The organism is Rheinheimera sp. ATLC3 (assembly GCF_059429535.1).
On record NZ_CM182103.1, the window covers coordinates 1,437,261 to 1,457,073 of the forward strand.

Annotated in this window: 21 protein-coding genes; 6 read left to right on the forward strand and 15 right to left on the reverse strand. The window is 47.7% G+C overall.

The window, feature by feature from the left end:
- Positions 1 to 16 precede the first annotated feature (16 nt).
- The gene (locus tag AC5SV9_RS06775) at positions 17 to 307 is read right to left on the reverse strand and encodes a co-chaperone GroES (protein WP_331922611.1); all 291 of its coding nucleotides are present in this window, start codon (positions 305 to 307) and stop codon (positions 17 to 19) included.
- Positions 308 to 599: 292 nt separating this feature from the next.
- Here AC5SV9_RS06775 and AC5SV9_RS06780 point away from each other — a divergent pair, with 292 nt between their 5' ends.
- The 5 genes from AC5SV9_RS06780 to prmA all read left to right on the forward strand — a co-directional run bounded on the left by AC5SV9_RS06780 (position 600) and on the right by prmA (position 5,848).
- A complete protein-coding gene (locus AC5SV9_RS06780; RefSeq protein ID WP_475147405.1) occupies positions 600 to 2,369 on the forward strand; it encodes a protein-disulfide reductase DsbD in 1,770 nt (589 codons plus the stop codon).
- A 222-nt stretch (positions 2,370 to 2,591) separates the two neighbouring features.
- On the forward strand, positions 2,592 to 3,050 hold the full coding sequence (gene aroQ / locus AC5SV9_RS06785) for a type II 3-dehydroquinate dehydratase (RefSeq protein ID WP_475147407.1): 459 nt from the start codon (positions 2,592 to 2,594) through the stop codon (positions 3,048 to 3,050).
- Between the two features lie 20 nt (positions 3,051 to 3,070).
- On the forward strand, positions 3,071 to 3,526 hold the full coding sequence (gene accB / locus AC5SV9_RS06790) for an acetyl-CoA carboxylase biotin carboxyl carrier protein (protein WP_134057615.1): 456 nt from the start codon (positions 3,071 to 3,073) through the stop codon (positions 3,524 to 3,526).
- A gap of 16 nt (positions 3,527 to 3,542) precedes the next feature.
- On the forward strand, positions 3,543 to 4,886 hold the full coding sequence (gene accC, locus AC5SV9_RS06795; RefSeq protein WP_417707042.1) for an acetyl-CoA carboxylase biotin carboxylase subunit: 1,344 nt from the start codon (positions 3,543 to 3,545) through the stop codon (positions 4,884 to 4,886).
- A gap of 77 nt (positions 4,887 to 4,963) precedes the next feature.
- Entirely contained in the window at positions 4,964 to 5,848 is an 885-nt protein-coding gene (gene prmA, locus AC5SV9_RS06800) for a 50S ribosomal protein L11 methyltransferase (protein ID WP_475147410.1), read from the forward strand.
- A gap of 15 nt (positions 5,849 to 5,863) precedes the next feature.
- Here the strand turns inward: prmA and lepB are convergent, their stop codons facing one another.
- The 8 genes from lepB to AC5SV9_RS06840 form a co-directional block, all read right to left on the reverse strand.
- On the reverse strand, positions 5,864 to 6,514 hold the full coding sequence (gene lepB / locus AC5SV9_RS06805; protein ID WP_475147411.1) for a signal peptidase I: 651 nt from the start codon (positions 6,512 to 6,514) through the stop codon (positions 5,864 to 5,866).
- A 162-nt stretch (positions 6,515 to 6,676) separates the two neighbouring features.
- Positions 6,677 to 7,255, reverse strand: coding sequence for an outer membrane beta-barrel protein (locus AC5SV9_RS06810; protein ID WP_475147413.1), 579 nt, complete (start codon positions 7,253 to 7,255; stop codon positions 6,677 to 6,679).
- A 251-nt stretch (positions 7,256 to 7,506) separates the two neighbouring features.
- The gene (locus AC5SV9_RS06815; protein ID WP_475147414.1) at positions 7,507 to 9,483 is read right to left on the reverse strand and encodes a response regulator; all 1,977 of its coding nucleotides are present in this window, start codon (positions 9,481 to 9,483) and stop codon (positions 7,507 to 7,509) included.
- Positions 9,476 to 9,937: a response regulator gene (locus AC5SV9_RS06820; protein WP_134057632.1), complete on the reverse strand. Its 462-nt coding sequence runs from the start codon at positions 9,935 to 9,937 to the stop codon at positions 9,476 to 9,478. Before AC5SV9_RS06820 ends, AC5SV9_RS06815 begins: the two co-directional genes overlap by 8 nt.
- 2 nt (positions 9,938 to 9,939) lie before the next feature.
- Positions 9,940 to 11,418, reverse strand: a complete 1,479-nt coding sequence (locus tag AC5SV9_RS06825; protein WP_475147417.1) for a sensor histidine kinase — start codon at positions 11,416 to 11,418, stop codon at positions 9,940 to 9,942.
- Between the two features lie 23 nt (positions 11,419 to 11,441).
- Complete coding sequence (locus tag AC5SV9_RS06830; protein WP_475147419.1) at positions 11,442 to 11,651, reverse strand: histidine kinase; 210 nt, start codon at positions 11,649 to 11,651, stop codon at positions 11,442 to 11,444.
- Positions 11,652 to 11,675: 24 nt separating this feature from the next.
- Complete coding sequence (locus tag AC5SV9_RS06835; RefSeq protein ID WP_475147421.1) at positions 11,676 to 13,010, reverse strand: sigma-54-dependent transcriptional regulator; 1,335 nt, start codon at positions 13,008 to 13,010, stop codon at positions 11,676 to 11,678.
- Positions 13,011 to 13,198: 188 nt separating this feature from the next.
- Positions 13,199 to 13,660 (reverse strand): SRPBCC family protein, encoded by a 462-nt coding sequence (locus AC5SV9_RS06840; RefSeq protein WP_475147423.1) that lies wholly within the window; start codon positions 13,658 to 13,660, stop codon positions 13,199 to 13,201.
- Between the two features lie 107 nt (positions 13,661 to 13,767).
- Here AC5SV9_RS06840 and AC5SV9_RS06845 point away from each other — a divergent pair, with 107 nt between their 5' ends.
- Entirely contained in the window at positions 13,768 to 14,418 is a 651-nt protein-coding gene (locus tag AC5SV9_RS06845) for a hypothetical protein (RefSeq protein WP_475147426.1), read from the forward strand.
- Here AC5SV9_RS06845 and AC5SV9_RS06850 read toward each other — a convergent pair.
- The 6 genes from AC5SV9_RS06850 to guaB all read right to left on the reverse strand — a co-directional run bounded on the left by AC5SV9_RS06850 (position 14,415) and on the right by guaB (position 19,782).
- Positions 14,415 to 14,795, reverse strand: a complete 381-nt coding sequence (locus AC5SV9_RS06850) for a VOC family protein (RefSeq protein ID WP_475147427.1) — start codon at positions 14,793 to 14,795, stop codon at positions 14,415 to 14,417. The genes AC5SV9_RS06845 and AC5SV9_RS06850 overlap by 4 nt on opposite strands.
- A gap of 118 nt (positions 14,796 to 14,913) precedes the next feature.
- Positions 14,914 to 15,387, reverse strand: coding sequence for a hypothetical protein (locus AC5SV9_RS06855; RefSeq protein ID WP_475147428.1), 474 nt, complete (start codon positions 15,385 to 15,387; stop codon positions 14,914 to 14,916).
- A gap of 39 nt (positions 15,388 to 15,426) precedes the next feature.
- The gene (locus AC5SV9_RS06860; RefSeq protein WP_475147431.1) at positions 15,427 to 15,873 is read right to left on the reverse strand and encodes a hypothetical protein; all 447 of its coding nucleotides are present in this window, start codon (positions 15,871 to 15,873) and stop codon (positions 15,427 to 15,429) included.
- Positions 15,874 to 15,947: 74 nt separating this feature from the next.
- Positions 15,948 to 16,565, reverse strand: coding sequence for a hypothetical protein (locus tag AC5SV9_RS06865; protein WP_475147433.1), 618 nt, complete (start codon positions 16,563 to 16,565; stop codon positions 15,948 to 15,950).
- 112 nt (positions 16,566 to 16,677) lie between these two features.
- A complete protein-coding gene (gene guaA / locus AC5SV9_RS06870) occupies positions 16,678 to 18,255 on the reverse strand; it encodes a glutamine-hydrolyzing GMP synthase (protein WP_475147435.1) in 1,578 nt (525 codons plus the stop codon).
- A 57-nt stretch (positions 18,256 to 18,312) separates the two neighbouring features.
- Positions 18,313 to 19,782, reverse strand: a complete 1,470-nt coding sequence (gene guaB, locus AC5SV9_RS06875; RefSeq protein ID WP_134057646.1) for an IMP dehydrogenase — start codon at positions 19,780 to 19,782, stop codon at positions 18,313 to 18,315.
- Positions 19,783 to 19,813 lie beyond the last annotated feature (31 nt).

Here is a 19,813-nt window from a genome sequence, read left to right on the forward strand (position 1 = left end):
CAGTTCGTGGTTGGAATTAGTCCAGAATCACACCCAGGATATTTTCCTCTTTGGTGATCACGTATTCCTGACCATCAATTTTTTCGGTGCGCTCTACATAAGCGCCGAACAGTACTTTGTCGCCAACTTTTACATCTAACGGTTTTACGTCACCGTTTTCCAGAACACGGCCATTCCCAACTGCGACCACTTCACCGCGGGTTGATTTTTCCGCCGAAGCGCCAGTTAAGACGATGCCACCAGCTGATTTGCTCTCAGCTTCTAAACGTTTGATGATGACACGATCATGTAATGGACGAATATTCATGCTCTATCTCCTAAAGCTATTTTTGTGTTTTAACATGGGTGTTAAATTGTCTGCTCGGTATATGGGGCACCCGGAAAAAAAATCCAAGGGGGTATGGCAAAATTTCTTAGCGCCAACACACACAAACAACTTATATTTGCCGAAGCTGAAATAATCCGTAGCAGTAACAGGTCTGTGCTTAGGTGCAAAATGTCGCACCAACTGAACAAATCAAGGTTTGTCGCTGTATAACACAGCACCAATAGTGCTAGGCTGAGGCCGCGCCGGATTGTCAATGAGGAAGTATAGGCTGATGTACAAACTATTTTTTCTACCCTTTATGCTGTGGTGCTTATTGCTACCCCAGGCACAGGCACAGCAGAACTCAGTGCTCGATAGCCTGTTAAAACCTGCTGACAGCTTTTTGCCAGTTGAGCAGGCTTTTGTATTTGACTTTGTTCAGCAGCAAGATGAACTGGTTGTCAGCTGGACCATAGCCGATGGTTATTACCTGTACAAAGACAAAATAAAACTCGGCGGTGTCGCGGTCAGTTTCTCTCACCCCACTTACCCGGCGAGCATGCAGATAGAAGACGAGTTTTTTGGGGTTAGTCAGGTGTATTTTCATCAACTGACTCTGCGTATACCACTGACCGATATCAGCGACGACGCGGTATTCAAAATTCAATATATGGGCTGTGCAGAAGCAGGCTTGTGCTACCCACCGGTAACCAAAGAGCTACCTCTGCTATCACAGGAAAGCCCCAAACAAAATGGCGCAGCACCAATACCGAACACTAACACCGTACCGGTATCCAGTCAGAATAGCCTGGCTGAAACCCTGACGGACGGTGCCAGCCTGGCTACACTGGCCGGCTTCTTTCTGTTAGGTATTGGCCTGGCTTTTACACCCTGTGTATTTCCAATGTACCCGATCCTAACCAGTATTATTGTGGGTCAGGGCACTCAGCTGTCTAACAAGCGTGCCTTTACGCTGTCATTATCCTATGTGCAGGGTATGGCTGTTACTTATTCATTATTGGGCTTAGTCGTCGCCAGCCTGGGCGTAAAGTTTCAGGCTTATATGCAGCATCCGGCAGTACTAATTGTCGCCAGCATCATCTTTGTTCTGCTTGCGCTGTCTATGTTTGGCCTGTTTAACCTCAGCCTGCCGTCCAGTTGGCAGGAAAAAGTCAGTAACGTCAGCAATAAACAACAGGGTGGCTCGCTAAAAGGCGCCTTTACTATGGGCGCGTTATCCGGCCTTATTGCATCTCCGTGCACGACTGCGCCACTTTCTGCGGCGTTGTTATATGTGGCACAAAGTGGCGACTTACTGTTAGGTGCTATTACGTTATATATTCTGAGCCTGGGTATGGGCCTGCCTTTGTTATTACTTGGCAGCTCTGGCGGCAAACTGTTGCCCAAAGCCGGTAACTGGATGAATGCAGTAAAAACGACCTTTGGCTTCTTGTTATTAGCGGTGCCACTGCTGCTGCTCGATCGCATCGTAGATTTTAGCTACGTGCTGCTTGCTGGCACAGCATTACTACTGGCCTTTGTAGTCTATCTGTTCCGGGTGGTATTCAGCTTACAACACCCGACTGCCAAAGCTGTGGTTTTAATGCTGGGTCAACTGTTGTTATTCGCTGGTCTGTATTTCAATATCACGCATTGGTGGCCGGTGACGCCGCCAGCAGCTGGCGCCACTGTTGCCACAGAAAATAAGGGTTTTGACACAGTGTCTACGCTGGAGGATTTACAACAGCGCGTCGCCCAAAACAACGGGCAATACACGCTGGTCGATTTATATGCCGACTGGTGTATTGCCTGTAAGGAATTTGAACATCTGACCTTCCCGAAGCCGCAGGTACAGGAACAAATGCAGAAAATGCAGCTGCTTAAAGTCGATGTAACCAGAATGACACGCAAGGATCAGGCGCTACTGGATCATTACCGCGTTTTAGGTTTGCCTACTTTACTGGTGTTTACTCCAGAAGGTGAAGAGCTCACCCAGGCCCGTATCACCGGCTTTATGAACGCCGATGACTTCGCTAAACACCTGCAACAAGTTCAACAATAACCCGCAAAAGCGGCGCTAGCTGTCAGCGCCGCTTACTCTCACCAGCACTCTGGCTGATAAGACCAGTATTTTGCTGCCATTTGTCACGATTTCACTATAATAAGGCGCTATTGTTAAGCCAACGGCTCTGCTTACGAGATAAATTCGTCAAACAGATGCAATTGCACCTTAGCTTTGGCAAGATAGTGCCGGATCACAACAATTAGCGGGAATAACGCACAAATGGCGGCAACTTATCGCATTTTAGTCTTAAATGGCCCCAACCTGAATATGCTCGGCGTACGTGAACCGGCAGTTTATGGTTCCGCCACCTTGCAGGATATTATTACCGACCTGACGGAACAGGCAGCGGCAAAAAGTGTCGAACTGACACATTTACAATCAAATGCCGAACACGAATTGGTGACAGCCATTCAACAAAGCCTGGGACAACAGGATTATATTCTGATTAATCCCGGTGCTTTTACCCACACCAGTGTAGCTATTCGCGATGCCCTGCTGGCAGTGGCAATACCCTTTATTGAAGTGCATTTATCTAATGTGCACGCGCGCGAAAGTTTTCGCCGGCATTCATATTTATCTGATATCGCCAGAGGAGTGATCTGTGGTCTTGGCGCCAGAGGTTATCAATACGCCCTTGATGCGGCGGTATCAGCATTACAAACAACCAAACAGCAATAACTCAATCAGGCTAAAAAGACATGGATATTAGAAAGATTAAAAAATTGATCGAACTTTTAGAAGAATCAGGTATTTCTGAGCTTGAAATCACTGAAGGTGAAGAATCAGTACGCATCAGCCGTAATGGTCCGGTACAGCAATTTGCACCAATGCAGCATTATGCACCTGCGCCACAACACGCCGCTCCGGTTGCTGCACCTGCAGCCGCTGCTCCGGCAGTGGAAGCCCCTAAAGCCATCAGCGGCCATGTAGTGAAGTCACCTATGGTAGGTTCGTTCTACCGTGCCGCATCGCCAACTGCGAAAGCTTTCGTAGAAGTAGGCCAGAGCGTCAAAGTTGGCGATACGCTGTGTATCGTTGAGGCGATGAAAATGATGAACCAGATCCAGTCTGACAAAGCAGGCGTGGTAAAAGAAATTCTGGTAGAAAACGGCGAGGCGGTTGAATTCGACCAGCCACTGTTTGTGATTGAATAACGCAAAAGGCAGACTGATGCTAGAAAAAGTACTGATTGCCAACCGCGGCGAAATTGCACTGCGTATCTTACGCGCGTGTAAAGAGCTGGGTATCAAAACGGTTGCGGTGCACTCCACCGTAGACCGTAATCTTAAGCACGTATTGCTGGCCGACGAAACCATTTGTATCGGCCCTGCACCCTCACCACAAAGCTATTTGAACATTCCGGCGCTGATTGCCGCCGCTGAAGTCACCAACGCTCAGGCGATCCATCCGGGTTATGGTTTCTTAGCGGAGCGTGCTGACTTTGCCCAACAGGTAGAGGAAAGTGGTTTGATTTTTATCGGCCCGCATCCGGAATCTATCCGCCTGATGGGTGATAAAGTGTCAGCCATTGAAGCGATGAAGAAAGCCGGTGTTCCCTGTGTGCCGGGTTCTGATGGTGCTGTCGGTGATGATGCCGAGACCAATAAAGCTATCGCGAAACGCATCGGTTACCCGATTATCGTCAAAGCTGCCGGTGGCGGCGGTGGTCGTGGTATGCGTGTGGTGCGTAGCGAAGAAGAGCTGGTCAGCTCTATCGAGATGACTAAAGCAGAAGCGAAAGCCGCCTTTGGTAACGACATGGTGTACATGGAGAAATTCCTGGAAAACCCACGTCATATCGAAATTCAGGTATTAGCTGACGGTCAGGGTAATGCCATTCACTTAGGTGAGCGTGACTGTTCAATGCAGCGTCGTCACCAGAAAGTGGTAGAAGAAGCCCCTGCACCGGGTATTACCCCAGAGCTGCGCGCCTTTATCGGTGGTCGCTGTGTTGATGCCTGTAAAGTGATGAACTACCGCGGTGCCGGCACCTTCGAGTTTCTGTTTGAAAACGGCGAGTTTTTCTTTATCGAGATGAACACCCGTATTCAGGTAGAGCATCCGGTAACTGAAATGATCAGTGGCGTCGATCTGATTAAAGAGCAGCTGCGTGTTGCCTCAGGTATGCCGCTGACCATTAAGCAGGAAGATATCGTTATTCGCGGCCATGCCGTTGAGTGCCGTATTAATGCCGAAGATCCGAAGACCTTCATGCCGTCGCCGGGTAAAATTACCCGCTTCCACCCACCAGGTGGTAATGGTATTCGCTGGGACTCGCATATTTATGCCGATTACAGCGTACCGCCAAACTACGATTCAATGGTGGGTAAACTGATCACTTATGGTGAAACACGTGATATCGCCATTGCCCGTATGCGTAATGCACTGGACGAATTATTGGTTGAAGGTATTAAAACTAATATTCCGTTGCACAAAGACATCATGCGTGACGAAGGCTTCTGTAAAGGTGGGACGAATATCCATTATCTGGAAAAGAAACTGGGTATTAAGTAATCCTTCGTGTTTGCAGATTAAGGGCCGCTTTTGCGGCCTTTTTGCTATAATGCGCAAAATTTTGAGCGAGACTGATTATGCCCTGGATCCAACTGCGAGTGACCACTACTGAAGAAAAAGCCGAGCAGGTTAGCGATATGCTGATGGGCTGGGGTGCACAGGCTGTGAGCTTTCTCGACGCGCATGACACCCCTATTTATGAGCCAATGCCAGGTGAAGTAATTTACTGGACTAACACTGTGGTGGTAGGACTGTTTGATGCCGAACATCCAATGGATAAGGTGCTGAATCAGCTGAAGCAGGTATCGTTCTTTAAGGGCGAACCTGACTTCAAGCTGGAGCAGTTAGAAGATAAAGATTGGGAACGCGAGTGGATGGATAACTTCCATCCGATTAAGTTTGGCGAGCGGTTATGGGTTTGCCCAAGCTGGCGCGATATTCCAGACCCGGCAGCGGTAAATGTCATGCTGGACCCTGGCCTGGCGTTTGGTACCGGCACCCACCCGACCACGGCATTATGTATGCAGTGGTTAGATGCCACCATTCAACCGGAGCAAACGGTAGTCGATTTTGGCTGCGGCTCAGGCATTTTAGGTATTGCTGCGCTTAAGCTTGGCGCCAAAAGAGTAATAGGTGTGGATATCGATCCGCAGGCAATTGAAGCAAGCACAGCCAATGCCAAACGTAATAGTGTTGAAGGTCAGATTGAACTTTACCTGCCCAAAGATCAGCCAAAAGATTTCCAGGCCGATGTTGTAGTAGCCAATATTCTTGCCGGGCCGTTAGCTGAGCTGAAAGACGTTATCAGTGCTTATGTTAAACCCGGTGGTCTGTTAGCACTGTCTGGTATTTTAGAAAGTCAGGCACAGTCGGTCATGGCGGCTTACAGCGATGAGTTTAGTTTCGATCCCATCGCAGTGCAGGATGAATGGGTACGTTTAAGCGCGAGAAAGCACGGCTAAGCCGTGCTTTCTCTGTTATAACGCAGCCAGAAAGCGCTCGCTGCGTGGCAAAAAATAGTTGTCGTAATCGAGTGAGAACAACACTGTTCTGGCTCGGCCAACAATTTCACCGCGTGGCACAAAACCAATCACCCGTGAATCGGCGCTGTTATCGCGATTATCACCCAGCACCAGATAGTGGCCTTCTGGTACAGTAACAGCAGCAAAGCTATCGCGGCCGGTTGAAAATGGCGCTAATTTCACCTGATGCTTTATGCTGTCCAGTTGCTCAGTAAGAACTTTGCTATTGTCTACCGCTTCGTCTGCAGCAATATAGCTTAGCGGTTTTCCGTTAATACTCAGGACATTATTCTGCATGGCCACAACGTCTCCAGGCACCCCGACAACCCGCTTTACCAGACGATTATCGGCCACCTCAGAGACAAAAATGACGATATCACCGCGCTTAGGATCTGCGCGTTTAATTAATGAGGTGGTGGTAAATGGCAGCCGGATATCATAAGCCATCTTATTAACCAGTAAGCGATCACCTATCTGAATAGTAGGCTGCATGGAACCCGACGGCACATCGTTCCAGTCAGCAACCGCACTTCGAAAGACAAACATCAGGCTTAAAAATACAATAACACCGCGGTTGTCCCGCCACAATTTCGCTAATTTATTCATTCCGTTTACTCCGATCCGCCCTGGGCTAACAGCCGTAAGACCTGGTTCAGCGGGCAAAGTTCGCCTTTCGGTTCAGAGAATATTCACGCTTTTTTTGATGTATAAAGAGTAGAAACTGCCGGCAACAGGAAGTGCCGGCGTTATCGGGAATGAGACAACAAATCAGAACGTATACTGGATACCTAAGCTGGCGTAGTCGACTTTAGTGTCAAAGTTGTCAATTTCAGCCAGAATGCCTATTTCATCACGGTTAAACTCAACATCGAAACGGGTGTAATCCAGACGCAAATCTAAATTCTCTGTCAGTGCAAACGAAACACCAACGCCGTAGAAAATATCCGAACCGTCAACATCATCATTATCATCGGTTGCATTAATATCAGCTTTCCACCAGATATTACCGCCCTGCGCATACACAGTGAAACGGTCTGACACCGGTAAACCGGCTTTCAGCGCTAAGATGTAGCCGTCTAAATCCGTGTTAAATACGCTGTTACCATAGTTACCAAAATCGATATAGCCACCTTCTAACGAGATAGCCTGATTAAATTGGGCACCGGCAAAAATGCGGGTAGCATTGTCTTCGCGGTCAAAATCTTCATCGTCACCATCAACATTCAGTAAACCATAGCCAGCGCCGACATAAATGCCCATATGGTCAACTTCATCACCCGGAGCAGCATGAGCAGAGGAAAGGAAAAGCGCAGAAACCGTTAATGCAGCCAGATAAGATTTTTTCATTGTAGCCTCCATAAAATGCACAAAATAACTAACAGCCCGTTGGGCCAGAGTCAGTTACCTTATTACAAGCTTTATGCCAGTAAGGAGGATAAAATTAATTTCAATCTTTTCAATAAGTTACAATAAAAGCATGCAAGGTGCAGCTAATCTTAGGGCGTTAAAAAAGTGTAATACCAACATAGCAGTAGGAATTATTTACACTGCCCAAACTGAATGAACAGCTCAGTTCACTTCATTTAACTCACTAAAAATCAACGGCATGTGCTCACAATCTGATTCAGGGTTTGTTTGCTCAACGGCTTAACAATGCTTTGCTGTACTATAGCGCTGGACGATACAGCCGGTTCATAATCATGGCCACTGACAATAATGACAACATTTTCCGGATAACTGTGCTCTATACGTTCAACCAGTTGCAAGCCGTTGCAATCGGGTAGCCCCATATCCAGTAGAATGCGGTCAAAGTGATGATGCAATGCTAACAGCTGCATACACTCTTCCGCACTTTGCGCCAACGTTGCTGTTACCCCCAGGCTTTCGAGCAAAATTTGCATCAGCTGCGCAGCTTCTGCGTCGTCTTCCACCACCAGAAAATGCAGCTTTTTCTCTGCGGGTTGCACGTCAGGCTTTACCACTGTCGGCCCGGTTAAATAGGAGCGCAGTGTGCGATACAGATGATGTTTCGTTATCGGTTTGGACAGTACGTCGTTAAATCCTAGTCCTGCTAACTGCTGCCTGATGTCTTTCGCCATGGCTGCAGTCAGAGCAACAATTGGATACTGATACCCCAGCGAGCGGATCATTGACGTGGCTTCACGACCATCTATATCCGGCATATGCAAATCCATCAGGATCAGGCTGTAACTGCTGCCCGAATCAAGCTTGCGTTTCACCTTCTCAATGGCCTGTGAGCCGTTCTCAGCGAAATCTACACTGGCGCCAGCAGCTTTAACCCAATAACCCGCCAGTTTGCGTAAGTCTGCCAGGTCGTCAACAATCAGCACCTCGCCGCTTAGCATTATTTTATCCTGTCTGTTGTGACCATCATTTAGCCGTTGCTCCGGATTAAAATAGCAGCGTTGGGTATCGCTAATATCCCCCGGGTCAACACAAAAGGTAAAGACGCTGCCTTTTCGCTCTTCAGACACAACATCTATGCTACCGCCCATACGCTGGATCAGCTCTGCTGAAATAGCTAACCCCAGGCCAGCGCCGCCTTTTTTCCTTGTCAGGTAATCCTCAACTTGCATAAAGGGCGCAAAAATATCTTTCAGCTGCCCGGCAGGTATACCGACGCCGGTATCTGTGACGCGAAAATACAGCATTTCTTTACCGTCAGCTTTTTGCACCCACAAATCAACCGTAATACCGCCACTATCTGTAAACTTAATAGCGTTATAGATCAGATTTATCAGTACCTGACGTAAACGGGTGCCATCCACCGTAATGAGCACAGGCAGACTGGTCAACGAATTAACCGTTAACGTCAGACCATTATCAACTGCGGTTACTTTAAGCAGCGTATAGATATCGAGCAAAATATGGCGCAGGCTGGTTGGCTCAGGCCGCAATTCCAGCTTGTTGGCAGTAATTTTAGACAGATCTAATATGTCGTTCAGCAAACTGAGCAGATGCTTGCCGTTATTCAGAATAATATTTAATTCGGGCCGCGCTTCTTCTGCGGTATCCGATTCGAGCAGTAACTCGGTATAGCCCAGTATCGACGACAGCGGCGTTCTGAGCTCATGGCTTAAGTGAGCCAGGAAGCGGTCTTTTGACCTGTTATCAGCTTCAAGCTGCATCCGGTTCAGGCGTTCAAGCTCAAACTCGCGCCGGCTTAATGCATAGCGTATGGCTCTGGCAAAGCGGGCTTCGGTCAGCTCACTCTTCACCAGAAAATCAGCTGCGCCATATTCCAGTGCTTGTAAATCCAGCTGTTTATCCGGTTGCCCCGTTAGCATGATAATGGGTGTAGAAATACCAGCAGCAACGGCCTGCTGCAGTAATGACAAGCCGGTCTCTGCACCGAGCTGATAATCCAGCAGGCACACATCAAAGTAACCTTCGGTCAATTTCTGCAAGCCATCCGTGGAATTGGTAACCCAGGTCAGCTGACTGTCGAGCGATGTTAACTCATCAAGATGACTGCGGGTAATAATGTAGTCATCTTCATCATCCTCAACCAACAGAATTTTGGCCCGAACGACCGGCTTTAATAACTCAGTCATCGTCTTGTTCTGGCAACTCGACAAATTCAACCCAGTATTTGCCCAAAGTACGCATCAGCTCAACCAGGCCATCAAAGTTAACCGGCTTGGTAATGTAAGACGCCGCGCCCAGATTATAACCCCTTACCATATCTTCTTCTTGCTTGGAGGTCGTCAATATAACCACCGGAATACCACGCAAATTCTCATCATCTTTAATCGCACGCAGCGCTTCTCTGCCGTCCATACGCGGCATATTTAAATCAAGCAGAATTAAACTTGGCCGGGGGCATGGTGCGCCGATAGCGTATTTACCCTGCTTACGCAGATACTCCAGCAGTTCAACACCGTCTTCAACACAATACAGTGAGTTCAGCACCCGGCTTTCGCGCAGCGCATCCTGTGTTAACAAACGATCGTCTTCGTCATCATCCGCCATCAGGATAGTAATGGGGCGGGCTTTAGTCAGTGGCATATTTAGTCTCCTTTGCTGCCAAATGGTGTGGCATCGGCAGGCAAAATTAAAGTGAAGGTAGAGCCGGTACCTGGCTCACCTGATGCGTAAATTAACCCGCGATGGCGCTCAACAATGCGCCGGCACACTGCCAGGCCAATTCCGGTCCCCTTGTATTCTGAGCGTCCATGCAAGCGCTGAAACGGCGTAAAAATCTTTTCAGCATATTCCTCTGCAAAGCCAATACCGTTATCTTTGAATTCTATATGATACCAGTTGTCGCAGATGGCTTGTTGCATAATGTTTGGCTCGTGAATGCCCACAGTAATGTTAATAACCGGCGCGGTGTCCGGCTTGCGAAACTTAATCGCATTTGACAGCAAATTAAGAAACAGCTGATGCAGTTGGCTGTTATCCGCCTGAATAACAGGCAAAGTGTTGGTATTTACCTGAGCGCCGCTTTCCTGTATAGCGATTTCAAGATCGTCCAGCGCATCATTAACGACCTCATTCAGGTCCGTGTCGGCGAAGTCTCTGCCGCGGGTATTGATACGGGAGAAATCCAGCAGATCATTGATAAGCAATGACATTCTGTTGGCTGCATTGCGCATCCGTTTCAGATAGTCCAGCCCCTGCTCGCCTAAATCCTGGCTGAAAGACGACTCTAACCTGTCACCAAATGCCTGAATTTTGCGCAGTGGTTCCTGCAGGTCATGCGATGCAACAAAGGCAAAATCTTCAAGCTCTCTGTTACTTCTACTCAACTCCTCGGAATACAAGCGCAGCTCCTGAGTACGTTCCTCAACCTTGATTGCTAAATTCTCATTCTGCATTTCGAGTACGTCCAGGTACTTGCGCTCTTTCCTGACGTTTATAAAAGACAGAAACAGCATCAGCACAACCAGCACGCTACTCATGACACCTGACAATATAAAATTCAGTAATGCATCCTTACGGCCTTTTGACAGCCGTAAAAATAAGTTTTCACGATAGGATTTTTCGGTTTGCCCCACTACATCAAATAAATTTCGCAGCTCCATATAGATATTTTGGCCGCGGTCTGTTCTTAACAATTTCAGCGCAAGCGCTTCTTTATTTTGCCGCGCTAACTCTACCGTTTCTGTAAGCTCGGCTATTTTAGCTTCACTGAGACGGACGATCTCGTTGATGCGCAGCTGCTGCTCCGGCATCTCAGACTGTATAGTCTTAACATCAGCAACCTGTGCTCTTACCTGCAGCAATGCCTCCTGATAAGGCTCAAGATATAATTCGTCGTCTGTTAATAAATACCCCCGCTGACCAGATTCGGCAGACAACACTGACAAATGTAGATTGTTTAGCTTGGTAATAATGTCACCCGTGTTGGTCAGGCTGGTTTGAGTACTACTGAGTTCTTTAATCGAACTGACAGCAAGATAACCATTGAAAGCGATCAGACACATCATGACAGCCCCCAACAAAAACCAGCTGGCACGCGCGCTGTCAAATACACGTTTTGGCATCTATTAATTCCTTAGTTGGGATATCACGGTGAGGTGTCTACCAGGCTTTGCAGTAAAATACTGCAGTCCTGACAGGACTGCAGTATTTTATCCACCGCCTCTATCGCTTTCTCCGGTGGTAAATTATTTTCCAGCACCAGCTTGATGAGCTCAGCCTGCATTGAGATTCGGTTTAGCGGCTTACGGATATCATGGATCTGTTGTGCTATTCTTTCCGGTGTAATGTCAGCCATCCGTCTTACCTCCCGTTTGCAAACTTAGCTAAACTCGCCCAGGCCACCATACGCATTTAAGCGGTTATACAGAGTTTTAACACTAACACCCAGCATATCGGCCGCCAATGTCTTGTTACCATTTACTTTTTTGAGCGTCAGATAAATCAGTTCTTTTTCAACTTCCTCTATCGTTTTACCCGGCGTCAGCCCTGTCTGCTCCTTTTTAACCGCCGAAAAGGGTGATGCAAAAGAGGCTGGCAGCTCAATTTCTTTTTTCGCCGGATCGCTCATGATATAAGCGCGGTGAATGGTGTGGCGTAGCTCCCTGACGTTACCCGGCCAATCAAAGCTGGCCAGGCGCTGCAGCTGTGCGTCAGTTAAGCGATAGTCAGTATTATTTTCTTCATTTAAATTGGCTAAAAACGCTTTTGCCAGCAACGGAATATCTTCAGACCGTTCGCGCAGCGGCGGGATCTCTATCGGAAACACCGCCAAGCGAAAATAAATATCCTCACGCAGAATATTCTGTTCGGCAATGTTCTGCATGCTTCTGTTCGTCGCCGAAACTACCCGGCAATCGACAGCGATTTCTTTGCTACCGCCAACACGGATAATTTTCTTCGTTTCCAGTACCCGTAATAAATTCGGCTGCATATCCAGCGGCATTTCAGTTACTTCGTCCAGAAACAATGTGCCGCCCTGTGCCCGTTCAAACACACCCGCTTTTTGTGCAACAGCACCGGTAAAAGCGCCTTTTTCATGGCCGAACAGCTCACTGCTGATAAGCTCTTTTGACAAGCCACCACAGTTGGTCGCAACCAGTTGGCCTGCAACTTTACTGGCATTATGGATGGCAGACGCGACAACCTCTTTTCCTACGCCACTCTCCCCCATCAGCATCACATTGGCGTTTGACGCTGCGACACGTTCTATCATGGTATACAGCTGCCGCATCGGTTCAGACTCACCGATCAGACAATCAAAGTGCTTTTTAACTTCGCTTGCGGCAGCTTTTTTGACTTTAGCTTTGGCTGGGCTTAGCACCTGCTCCAGCGCTTCACGCTGAATAGGTTTAAGTAAATAATCGACTTTGGGCCCACATAGCTCAGCAATGATTGATTTAACCGATGGGTGGCCGGTAATAAAGGTCACTTTCGGCACCGGAAACAGCTGCTGTACTCTGTCCATCAAGTGGATACCGCTGCCATCAGGCAGCATGAAATCCAGCAGAATATGATCAAAATTGTTGTGTTGCAGCCATTCATTGGCTTCTTCCAGATTGGCCGCAACAGACACGGTATGCCCTAAAAAGTCGATGATGTGACTGGCAACGTCGGTAAATTCGCGGTCATCATCTACAAGTAATATTGATAACAAGGCTCAAATCTCATATCAGTCAATTAACCATCATTAGTATTGTACCAGATCTGGCTACAATATAACGTAATAACAGGCTTATACTAAGTGTTTAGCACGAGGCTGAATAGTGATTTATTAATTATTTGTTGAAATCTGTTTGCTGTCGGGCAGGTGAAAAAGTACAGCGTTATTTACTTCGTAAGACTTCAATTAAGCCTTTCGTTACGCTCGCATAAGGCTTTTAGTTTCTGCAATGCCAGAGGCCAGGTGTCCTGCATATATTGCTCGTACTCCGGTGCAATATCCTGCTCTACCCTAAGCTCTGTAACACCATCGGTGTCATGAAAGTAATAATTTTCAAAAGCTGGCGCCCAGCTGGTGACATTGTCACTACTAAAATCGTCTTTTCCGCTAACAATAAAACCCAGATGCTTTATCGACATAAGCTCCAGCGGTTTATGTTCAGCAATGATAGCCACCATACCATCGCCCGACGGCGATAAAAACCGTATGGTTTCGCCCTGCTGCCAGCTACCTTTAAAATATGATCCCTCACAAAATGCCGAGGTCCAACTGCGATATCCTGCATCCGAAAACATGCGCTGCCAGACGGTTTGTACCGGCGCGTTAATCACAATACTGAAGTTAAGCTGTTTTACATTACGCATAACATAACTGCTCTAAGTTGGGCAATAAACGGCTTAGTTTATGCTCCACCGCTACTGTTGTTTAACTGTGGCTTATACTGTAGCCATAAAAAGTGATGGAGCCAACTATGCTGACTAAACTCAGTTTTATCTGCCTGCTCTGTATCAGTTTTGCGGCCTCGGCAAAAGAACTGGTTTTCAGCCATTCCGGCCATCCGGCCAGTAAAACAGTGCTAATACCGCTGTTGCAGCAGGTTTATGGTGAACTAGGCTATCAGTTGACATTTCAGGAGGCTGAAGGTGCCAGAGCGTTGCAGTTACTTAACGATGGTTTGGTTGATGGCGACGTTGCCAGATTAGCACCCTTGCTGCGCAGTTTAGACAACACGCTGCCTGTCATACTGTTAGACACGGTGCAGGTTGTATTGTATTGCCAGCAAAGCCTGCCTTGTGATGACGCTGTACTGCAAAACCCCAAGCAACGCATTTTAGTACCAACCCAGGATGCAACTTTACAGCTACTTACCAACGACATTCAGGCTAAGCGCTATTTTAATAGCGACTGGAACAACATCATTGTGATGTTTAATGGCGGTAAAGTGGACTATCTGTTGTGGATAGAAAGTGATTTGCTGCAAGCTCCCGCGCTGATTAACGCCAACAAAACAGCAGCCACTATAGGCCCGTTCCAGTTGTATCATTTGTTGCATAAGCAGCATCAACCATTAGCAGAACAAGTCTCACGGGAGCTAAGTAAACGCCTGCAAAACACGAATTAAGTAAGGGCTTTTTCTTCCATCAGCCCCACCAGATTCGCATCCGGGTCACGCAGAAACCCCAGCCATAATTCATGGTCCGCCATTTTTGCCGCTAATTGCGGCGCGCGTTCGGCCGTAGCCCCTTTGGCAACTATTGCCTCGTAGGTTGCACTGATATCCGTAACGCTGAAATACAGTACCGAGTTCGCACCCACTACCCCAGCGCCCTGCGGCGTGCTGAGCATCAGCCGGGTAGCGCCTGCCTGTAAAAACGCCAGTTGCGGTGAGGGCTGAAATAAAAACGGCAAGCCTAAGATATCGCGATAAAAGCCAAGCGCCGTATTAACATCGCTAACTGTCAGTGCAATCTGGCCAATCTGGTTAGTAAAAGCAGTCATAAAAGTTTTCAACAGCGGTTGGTTAGCAGATTATAGAGAGTGCACAGTGGATTTACCCAATGCTAGTTAGTAATTGTTACTTAACTTTAGAAAACCTTTGGCGAAATATAGCCAATCTTCACGGACTTGGGCTTTCGGGAAGAAGAAATTCAGCATAACGTCTGAAACCTTCATCAATTTCATCTTCCCTACCAGGGTGCAGCTGACGAAAAGCAATAAGACTATTTCTAACAGCTAACCAGAAAGTTTGGTTGTTAACTACCGTTTCTCTCTGACTGCTGTTCACATTATCTATCCAGTAGGCTTCTTTTTCACCTGCATTTTTTAAAGCTGACAGGCTTTCTAAACTCTTACCCACAAAAGGAGAATAACTGTATTTATCTTCAAAAGTTAATAAGCTAACCCGGATAATTGACCAACCGGGCTCACCAGAGATATAAGGATGATTGTCATCTTCAAATAATTCATCAAGAAACCTGTAGACTAAGCAGTTAGCTTGATTACAGCCATCTGATAGCCCACAAATTGCAAAACCAACCACATCATATAGTGAATTGAGTTCATCCGCGTAATCTGCAACGCCAGGGATCATTCTGAACTCCTGTTTAGAATTGTTAATGAAGTGGCAGCACTAAAACGAAAGCTGTCTATCAAATCCGACATTCGAGCGAGTATAAATTTTTTCTACCTCACTCATAAAGTCCCGATTAACCTGGCTGTTAACATACTGCCAATCTTTCATCGCATATTTTGACACCAGCCCATCCAGGACATCAGAAGCACAAAAGTAGATGTAGATGGCAAGATCACTCTGATTCGGACCTATCTCCATGCAATGCCCACACAAAGTGTTGATATTTTCGTAATGGAAATCTCCGGGACAGGTGTCAACTTCAATTAAACCTGACTTTAGGTTTCTATATAAAAAGTCTATTGAGGCTGCCCACCATAATTTATTATCTTTGGCATACTGTCCGCCAGCATATCCTCCCATCACGTCCATGACATTGAAATTTTCCAAGCATGAGTAAATTAACTTACTTTGATACGCAATATACAAATCAGCGACTGTGGTCATAAAACCCTTCACAAGCCTCATTAAGTAAAGGCTTCCCTTTAAAAATTCGCAGCAACATTAATCAGCATGAAAATTCAGGCTTTAGGAAAAGCACTACCCTTGTTCGCTTTAGGCACTGTGCCGAAACTCCATTCGTACAACCCATGTGCAGTTTCCGCTTTTATCATTTCTATCAAGCTTTTCGGACCGCAGATTGTAGTGGTACCGTATGCTCCATGCTCTAACAAAATTAAAAAGTCCAACGATGCCGTAAAATAGACATCAGACCGCCAATCAGCCAAGCGTTGTTGTGCAAGAGCAGATAGTTCATCAAACATCCAATCCCCACTTTGCACTGCAATAAATATTTCAGGACTTGGAGAACATAGCTCCATCACCAGCACTTTACTGTTCTCGCCAGCTCTTATTCTGGCAGGGGATGTAACAAATACAGGATCTAAGGATTGCTCTTTGCACCAGTTTATTAGTAAATCAATTTCTGAATCTAAATATCCGTCATTATCTTCGGTATAAATAGATGTCCAGCCAAACTGAGAAAGCGCTGCTTCATCCACATGAACGTCATCTATAACGAGATGATTAATCTTCCTGACAAGATCAGTTTTAAATTCCCTTTCTATAAATGAGTTTCTGATTGCTTTCTCAGCTTCTCTGGCCTTGTTAATTCTTTCAAGCACTGCGGAGTTTTTCATTTGCCTCCAATAATTATTGTCATCACAAAAAGTACAGCATGCTGGCTTAAGTTAAAAATATAACAGCAAAAAAGGCGCCGGAGCGCCTTTTTTAATCAGGTTTGAATACCTGTTATTCCCATTCAATTGTCGCTGGTGGCTTGCCGCTGATATCGTATACCACACGGGATATGCCGTTGATCTCATTGATAATACGGTTAGATACCTTACCCAGCAGCTCGTATGGCAAATGCGCCCAGTGCGCAGTCATAAAGTCGATGGTTTCTACTGCACGCAGTGATACTACCCAGTCGTACTTACGGGCATCACCCATAACCCCTACTGATTTCACCGGCAGGAACACGGCAAACGCCTGACTGACTTTATGGTATAACTCGGCTTTGTGCAGCTCTTCAATGAAGATGGCGTCAGCGCGGCGCAGAATATCGCAGTATTCTTTTTTGATTTCGCCCAGTACCCGCACACCTAAACCTGGCCCCGGGAAGGGGTGACGGTACAGCATGTCGTACGGCAGACCAAGCTCTAAGCCGACTTTGCGTACTTCGTCTTTAAACAGTTCGCGTAGCGGCTCTACCAGGCCCAGTTTCATATGCTCCGGTAAACCACCGACGTTGTGATGCGATTTAATCACATGTGCTTTACCGGTGGCAGAGCCGGCAGACTCAATCACGTCAGGGTAAATGGTGCCCTGCGCCAGCCACTTGGCGTTAGCCAGCTTTTGCGCCTGTTCATCGAACACTTCAACGAACACACGGCCGATGATTTTGCGCTTGGCTTCCGGTTCATTCTCACCGGCAAGTGCTGATAAGAAACGCTCTTCAGCATCGACTTTGATAATGTTCAGGCCGAAATGGTCGCCAAACATATCCATAACCTGCTTGCCTTCGTTCAGGCGCAGCAAGCCGTTATCAACAAACACGCAGGTCAGGTTTTTGCCGATAGCACGGTGCAATAACATCGCGACCACTGAGCTATCCACGCCACCGGATAAGCCTAAAATAACCTGATCGTCACCAATTTGCTGTTTTAAGCGAATAACTGCATCTTCAATAATCGATGCTGGTGTCCACAGCTTGTCGCAACCGCAGATATCCACCACGAAGTGCTCCAGCATACGCAGGCCCTGACGGGTGTGGGTGACTTCCGGGTGGAATTGTACGCCATAGAACTGACGCGCTTCGTCTACCATGCCTGCATGCGGGCAGGTGCTGGTGCTGGCGCAGGTGATAAAGCCTTGCGGAATTTGCACTACTTTGTCGCCGTGGCTCATCCATACATCTAACAGTGCATTGCCGTTGCTGCCGACATGATCTTCAATTTTGGCAAACAGGTCGTTTTCAGCAACCACTTCCACCTGCGCATAACCAAACTCGCGTAGATCCGAGCCCTGCACCTTACCGCCCAGTTGCTCCGCCATCGTCTGCATGCCGTAGCAAATGCCTAATACCGGCACGCCGGCATTAAACACGTACTCTGGTGCGCGCGGTGAGTTATGCTCATGCACGCTTTCCGGGCCACCGGACAAAATGATACCGGTTGGGTTAAATTCACGAATTTGCGCTTCAGTGACATCCCAGGCCCAAAGCTCGCAGTACACGCCGATTTCGCGCACGCGGCGGGCAATCAGCTGGGTATATTGCGAACCAAAGTCGAGAATTAAGATGCGGTGGTGATGAATGTTTTTGTTCATAGCGACCTTTAAAAAGTAAAGCGGCTGGGGTGAGCCAGCCGATGAAACCGAAACTGTTTAGCCTAAACGGTAGTTAGGAGCTTCCTTGGTGATCTGCACGTCGTGCACATGCGACTCGCCCATACCGGCGGAAGTTACCCGCACAAACTCAGGCTTGGTACGTAAATCATCAATGGTCGGGCTACCGGTTAAGCCCATGGCGCTGCGCAGGCCACCCATTTGCTGGTGAATAATGTTTTCCATCGGGCCTTTGTACGCTACGCGGCCTTCAATACCTTCCGGTACCAGCTTCTCGGCATTGTTGCTGCCCTGGAAGTAACGATCTGACGAACCATTACGCTGCGCCATCGCGCCCAGTGACCCCATACCGCGGTAAGATTTATAGTAACGGCCCTGGTACAGCTCAACTTCGCCCGGCGCTTCTTCAGTGCCGGCAAACATTGACCCCACCATTACGCAGTTAGCACCAGCGACTAAGGCTTTGGCGATATCACCAGAGAAGCGGATACCACCGTCGGCAATAATGGTGACATCGGTACCTGCCACGCCCATTACCGCTTCTGAAATGGCAGTAATTTGTGGCACACCACAACCGGTTACGATACGGGTAGTACAGATAGAGCCTGGGCCAATACCCACTTTAACCGCGTTGGCACCGGCTTCAGCTAAGGCTTTGGCACCTTCAGCGGTGGCCACGTTACCGGCCACGATTTGTAAATCCGGGTACTGGGCACGGGTGTGTTTAACGCGGTCAATCACGCCTTGCGAGTGGCCATGCGAGGTGTCAATCAGCAGAATATCTACACCGGCTTCTACCAGTGCTGCAATGCGTTCGTCAGTGCCCGGGCCTACACCCACTGCAGCACCAACGCGCAAGCGGCCTAACTCGTCTTTACAGGCGTTAGGCTTGCTGGCAGCTTTGTAGTAATCACGTACCGTGATTAAGCCTTTCAGTTTAAATTCTTCATCTACTACCAGCACTTTTTCAATGCGGTGCTGGTGCATCTTTTTAAACGCTTCTTCACGCGGCGCAGTTTCCAGCACGGTGACTAAACGCTCACGTGGTGTCATCAGGCTGGAGACTTTTTCATTGTTATTTGCTTCGAAGCTCATATCGCGGCTGGTTAACATACCCACCAGATTATGGCTGGCATCCACCACCGGAAAACCCGAGAAACCATGTTGCTGTGCTAACGCCTGCACTTCGCGGATCGTCATATCCGGGCCAACCGTTACCGGATCAGACACCACACCGCTTTCGTACTTTTTCACTTTGCGAACGTTGGCTGCCTGCTCTTCAATGGTCATATTCTTATGAATAAAACCTAAGCCACCTTCCTGCGCCAGCGCAATGGCTAAGCGGGCTTCGGTTACTGTGTCCATAGACGCAGATACCATAGGAATATTCAGCGTGATGCTTTTAGTCAGTCGGGTGCGTAAATCGGCGGTGTGAGGTAGAACACTAGAGTGCGCCGGTACCAGTAACACGTCGTCAAAGGTAAGGGCTTCTTGTTTGATCCTGAGCATTGCAACAATCTCGCTGTGGCTGAAAAGATAG